Here is a 6,552-nt window from a genome sequence, read left to right as displayed (position 1 = left end):
GAGCTGGCAGCGGTCAGGGATAGCCAATTTCCTACACAGCTTTAATCGTTTCAGCAATGAACCCTCAGCCAAGCCTGTTCCATCCATTTGGATGTCCGGGTTTAGGGTGTCAGACAGCCCCGATCCCTCATGCTCCAATCCGGCCTATTCGTCGTAATGGGCCTCCCTGCGCGGCCAGTGCCTGAACCCCATGAGAAGGATCTTATGAAGCATTCCTCCAGCTTCCCCCTTACCGCCGCCCAACAGGACATCTGGCTCGATCAACTGCGCGTAGGCGATTCGCCGCTGTACAACATCGGCGGCTATGTGGATTTTGCCGGTTCCATTGCGCAAGACCTGATGCAGCGCGCCATCGAGTTGCTGGTGCTCAAGCACGATGCGTTGCGCACGCAACTGCACACCGACGCCAACGGTTTGCCTCGGCAGACCTTCGCCGCTACGTTGCCCGTCGACCTGGCCCTGCATGACGTTGCCGGCGAGGCTGATCCACAGGCCGCCAGTCAGGCGTTGATGCAGGCGCAAATGGCCCTGCCATTCACCCTGCAGGGCGCGCCGCTGTTTCGCTTCTTCCTGGTCAAGCTCGACGACGATCACTACCGCCTTGGCACCCAGGCCCATCACCTGATCCTCGATGGCTGGGGGTTTGGCCAGATGCTGCAATCCCTGGCCCGGCTGTACACCGACCTGCAACAAGGCCGGCAGCCGGAGCCGTTGGCGCCGTCGTATCTCGACTTCATCGACGCGGATGAGCGCTACCACGCCTCGGCCCGCTATGCCCGCGACCGTGGGTATTGGCTGGGCAAATACCGCGTGCTGCCGGAGCCCTTACTGACGCCCCGGCATACCGCCAAGGCGTCCAGCAATACCCTGGCCCAAGCGTTTCCGGTGGCGCTGCTCAACCGCATGGAACAAGTGGCCAACCGTTACCAGGCCTCGGCATTTCATGTACTGCTGGCGGCGATGTATGTGTATTTCACCCGCACCGCCCAGCGTCCGGAGTGGGTGGTGGGGCTGCCGATTCTCAACCGTTCCAATGCGCGTTTTCGATCCACCGTCGGGCTATTCACCCAGGTCAGCGCGGTCCGTTTGCAGTTCGATGAGCAGTTGCCGTTCAGCGCCGTGGTGCGTGGGGTTCGTGACCAGCTCAAGCAGGACTTCCGCCACCAGCGTTTCCCCCTGAGCGAGATGAACCGTGAGCTGGGCTTGCGCCGCACCGATCGCGGTCAGTTGTTCGACCTGTCGGTGTCCTTCGAGCAGGACGACCACGAACTGCGCTACGGCACCACCGAGGCCCGCGCGGTCAAGGTGTCCAACCACCATGAGCCGTTGCCGCTGGCGATCCACCTGCGCAGCAACCGTTACCAGGACACCGCGTGCCTGCATTGCGTCTACAACGAAGCGTACTTCCAGCACGACGACGTACTCGCCCTGGCGCAGCGCTTCACCTGGCTGCTGGAGCAAGGCTTGGAAGACGTCGCGCTGAAGATCAGTGACTTTTCCCTGGTGACGCCCGCCGAACAGGCGCAGCTGCAACAGTGGAACGCCACCGCCCAGCCCAACGCACCGCTGCAAACCCTGCACGGCCGCATCGAAGCCCAGGCCACCCGTACGCCGGACGCCGTGGCGGCAGTGCACCAAGGTCGGCAACTGAGTTACGCCCAACTCAACCAGCAGGCCAATGCCCTGGCCCATCAACTGCTGGAGCGTGGTGTACAGCCGGACGATCGCGTGGTGATCCTGGCGCGGCGCGGGTTGGAGACGCTGGTGGGGTTGCTGGCGATCCTGAAATCCGGCGCCTGCTACGTGCCGGTCGACCCGGCCCATCCGGCCGAGCGCCTGAACTATTTGCTGCAAGACAGCGATCCGGTGGTGGTGCTCACCCAGCACGATCTGCTGTCGCGTTTGCCTGCGCTGGAGGTGCCGGTGATCCAGCTGGATCGCCCGACCTTCCACCTGGGTACCAACCCCCGCGTAGCGGTCAGCCCTTCCAATCTTGCCTATGTGATCTACACCTCCGGCTCCACCGGCCTGCCCAAGGGCGTGATGGTCGAGCATCACACCGTCGCGAACCTGGTGGACTGGCATTGCCAGGCCTTCGACCTGCACGCCGGCAGCCACACCGCCAGCGTCGCCGGTTTCGGGTTTGACGCGATGGCCTGGGAAATCTGGCCTGCGTTGTGTGTGGGCGCCACCGTGCATCTGCCGCCGGCGCATGACGGCGCCGAAGATATCGACGCGCTGCTCCGTTGGTGGCAGGCGCAGCCGCTGCAGGTGTGTTTCCTGCCAACGCCCGTGGCCGAGTACGCCTTCAGCCAAGGCCTGCAACACCCGACCCTGCGCACCCTGCTGATCGGCGGCGACCGGCTGCGGTCCTTTACCCAGGCGCAGTCCTTTGCGGTGATCAACAACTACGGCCCCACCGAAGCCACGGTGGTCGCCACCTCCGGCTGCATGGAAGTGGGCCAGCTCTTGCACATCGGCGCGCCCATCGCCAATGCGACGGTGTATTTGCTGGATGAACAGCAACGCCCGGTGCCCATCGGTGTCGCGGGGGAGCTGTACGTCGGCGGCAAAGGCGTCGCACGGGGCTACCTCAATCGCCCCGAGCTGAGCGCCGAACGTTTCCTCGACGATCCATTTATCGAAGGCCGCATGTACCGCACCGGCGACCTCGCGCGCTGGCTGCCGGAGGGCAACCTGGAATACCTGGGGCGCAATGACGACCAGGTGAAAATCCGTGGCATGCGCATCGAACTGGGCGAAATCGAATCCGTACTTGCCACCCATCCGGATGTGCAAGACGCGGTAGTGCAGTCACGCGATGGGCAATTGCTCGCCTGGTTTGTCCCCCGCGAAGCGCTGCAGATCGACGCCTTGCGTACGCACCTGCAGGCCTCGCTGCCTGACTACATGCTGCCCGCCGCCTACACGCAACTGGACGCGCTGCCCCTGACCGCCAACGGCAAGCTCGACCGCAAGGCATTGCCCGCGCCGACCCAGGACGCCTTTGTCACGCGCCTGTACGAAGCCCCGCACGCCGGGGTGGAGTCCCTGTTGGCGCAACTCTGGGTCGAGCTGTTGCAGGTGCAACAGATCGGGCGTCACGACCACTTTTTCGAACTTGGCGGGCATTCGTTGCTGGCCGTGCAATTGGTGCAACGCATGCGCCAGGTCGGGCTGCGCGCCGATGTGCAGGTGCTGTTCGGCCAGCCTACCCTGGCGGCCTTGGCGGCGGCCAGTGAGTACGGCGAGATGGACGCGCCTGAGCTGGCCGCACTGGATCCTGAGAACCTGGCGCGCATTGTCGCGAGCATTCCCGGCGGCGCGGCCAACGTGCAGGACGTCTACCCACTGGCGCCGTTGCAGGAAGGCTTGCTCTACCACCACATCACCGACGAGCGCGATCCGTACCAGCAACAAGCGCTGTTCAGCTTTGCCCGGCGTGAGCAGTTGGACGCGTTTGCCCTGGCCCTGCAACAGGTGATCAATCGCCACGACATCTTGCGCACCAGCCTGGTGTGGGATGCGCTTGAGCAGCCGATGCAAGTGGTGTGGCGCGAAGCGCTGTTACGCGTTGAACCCTTGCGCGAGGCGTGTGAACCGCTGGATCTGCGCCAGGCCCCGCTGATGGCCCTGGACTATGCCGAAGAACCGCAGCACCCGCGCTGGGTTGCACGCCTGCGCTTTCATCACCTGGTCAACGACGCTACGTCCACCACGATCCTGATGCAGGAACTCCGCGCCCATTTGCTCGGCCAGCAGGCGCAACTGCCGGTGCCGGTGCCGTATCGCACTGTGGTGACGCAAGCCCGTTCGCCGGCACGGCAGGCTGGGCATGAGGCGTTCTTTCGCGAGCAACTGGGCGATGTCGACGAGCCGACGCTGGCCTTCGGGCTCCAGGAACGCCAGGCGGACCGGGCGCACGCGGATGAAGCCGAACGCGTGCTGAGCGACCGCCTCAATCAGCGCCTGCGTGCCCAGGCACGTGGGTTGGGCGTGAGTGCCGCGAGCCTGTTCCACTTGGCCTGGGCCCAGGTGCTCAGCCGCGTGGCGGGGCGCGATGACGTGGTATTCGGCACCGTGTTGCTCGGCCGTTTGCAAGCGGGCGAGGGCGCTGACCGGGCCCTGGGCATGTTCATCAACACGCTGCCGCTGCGGGTGCGCCTGGCCGGGAAAAACGTCGCTGATGCCCTGCGCGATACCCACGCCCAGCTCAGCGCGTTGCTCGCCCATGAGCAGGCCTCGCTGGCGTTGGCCCAGCGTTGCAGCAGTGCATCGCCACTTTTCAACAGCCTGCTCAACTACCGCCACACCGATGCCGAACGCGACCTTACGTTGGTGCCGGGCATCGCCTTGCTCAGCAGTGAAGACATCCTCAGCTACCCGCTGATGCTGACCGTGGACGACATCGCCAGCGGCTTTCGGATCAAGGCCAAGGCCCCGCGCCAGGTCGGCGCCGGGCGTTTGTTAGATTATCTGGAAACCGTGATGGTCAACCTGGCGGACACGCTGGAGCAGGCACCGCAAACGCCACTGTGTGAAATTCAGGTTGTGCCCGCCAGCGAGTTGAACACGTTGCTGGTGGACTTCAACACCACCGAAACCGCTTATCCCGAAACCCTCACCGTGCAGGCGCTGTTCGAGGCCCACGCGCGGCACATTCCCCATGCGGTGGCGGTGCAGGCCGGCGAGTTGCACCTGACCTACCGCGAGCTCAACGAACGCGCCAATCAACTGGCCTTCCACCTGCGCGAACGCGGGGTGCAACCGGATTCCCGCGTGGCGCTGTGTGTCGAGCGCGGGTTGGACTTGGTGGTGGGCTTGCTGGCGATCCTCAAGGCCGGCGGCGCCTATGTGCCGCTGGACCCAGGCTACCCGCGCGAGCGCCTGGCCTACATGCTCCACGACAGCCAACCGGTTGCACTGCTGGTGCACGCGGCAACCCGCGACTTGCCGGGTGATGTGTCGATCCCGGTGATCGACTTCGACCACTGCGCCTGGAGCCAGGCACCCATCGGCAATCCGTTGGTGCCGGGCTTGAGCGTCGCCAACCTGGCCTACGTGATGTACACCTCGGGCTCCACCGGCACGCCCAAAGGCGTGATGATAGAGCATCGGGGCCTCGGTAACCTGATGCACTGGGGCTCGCAGTTGTGCCCCAACGCCGAGGGCGGCGCCCTGTTGCAACGGGCGCCCTTCAGCTTCGACGGCTCAGTGTGGGAGCTGTTCTGGCCGCTCACCAACGGCATGCGGTTGGTGCTCGCCCGGCCTGATGGGCATCGTGAGCCTGCGTACCTGGCGCAGGTGATTCGCGAACAGCAGATCAGCGTGATCAAGTTCGTGCCGGCCATGCTCCAGCAGTTTCTTGAACTGGAAGAGTCTGCCCTGTGCACCAGCCTGACCGACGTGCTGTGTGGCGGCGGCGAACTCACTGAAGCCCTGGCCCGTGGCGTGCAGGCGCGCTTGCCCAAGGTGCGCCTGCATAACGTCTACGGGCCTACCGAAGCCACGGTGGACAGCAGCGCCTGGACCCTGGAACCCGGCGCGCCGGTGCCTGCGCTGCAATTGCCGATTGGCCGGGCGATCAACAACACGCGTCTGTATGTGCTGGACGAACATGACAGGCCGACGCCCATGGGGGTCAGTGGCCAATTGCATATCGGCGGGGTCGGCGTGGCCCGTGGTTACCTGGGGCTGGAGCAGATGACCGCCGAACGGTTTATCGACAGCCCGTTTGTTGACGGCGACCGGCTGTATCGCACGGGTGACCTGGTGCGTTACCTGCCGGACGGTAACCTTGAATTCCTGGGGCGTAATGACTTCCAGGTCAAACTGCGCGGCGTGCGCTTGGAGCTGGGGGAAATTGAATCACGGCTGATGGCGCATCCGGCGTTGCGGGAAGTGGCGGTGTTGATTCGGGATGAGCGGTTGGTCGCCTATTTCACTGTGCGTGAGGAGGCACCGAGCCTGGAAGCCCTGCGCGCGCATGTGCTGGAGCAGTTGCCGGAGTACATGGTGCCGGCGGCGTTTGTGCAGTTGGATGAGTTACCGCTCAACCCAGCCGGTAAGCTTGACCGCAAGGCGTTGCCGGAGCCGGGGCTGGAGTCGGTGGTGAGTCGGGCTTATGAAGCGCCGCTGGGGGAAGTGGAGATGCTGATGGCCGGGATTTGGGCCGAGGTGTTGAAGCTTGAGCGGGTGGGGCGGCATGACCATTTCTTTGAATTGGGTGGACATTCGTTGCTGGCGGTGAACCTGGTGGCGCGGATGCGCAAGGCGGGGTTGGAGGTGGATGCGCGGACGCTGTTCAGTCATCCGACGTTGGCGCAATTGACGGCGCAGACGGCGACGCAGGTGGAGCGGGTGGAGGTTCCTCAGGCGGCCATTCCTCAGCTGAACCGTCGCCGCAGAATCTAAGGTTGGTAATGCGGATAGTGTGGGAGCTGGCTTGCCTGCGAAGGCGGCCTGACAGCCGACCTGGATGTTGGATCAGACGGAGTACATATCCGTTATTTGGGTGATGGCGGGTATTGGCTCCGCCCTTACGGCGGGTCA

1 protein-coding gene is annotated in these 6,552 nt (G+C 64.4%); it reads left to right on the top strand.

The annotated features are described in order from the left end of the window. The first annotated feature begins 204 nt into the window (after positions 1 to 204). Positions 205 to 6,414 (top strand): non-ribosomal peptide synthetase, encoded by a 6,210-nt coding sequence (locus HX823_RS29085; RefSeq protein ID WP_177078062.1) that lies wholly within the window; start codon positions 205 to 207, stop codon positions 6,412 to 6,414. The last annotated feature ends 138 nt before the right edge of the window (positions 6,415 to 6,552 follow it).

The organism is Pseudomonas sp. P7759, from assembly GCF_013386445.1.
Classification (GTDB): domain Bacteria; phylum Pseudomonadota; class Gammaproteobacteria; order Pseudomonadales; family Pseudomonadaceae; genus Aquipseudomonas; species Aquipseudomonas azotoformans_A.
The sequence above is the reverse complement of the archived record's forward strand: the minus strand, read 5'-3'. Positions and strand labels throughout refer to the sequence as shown.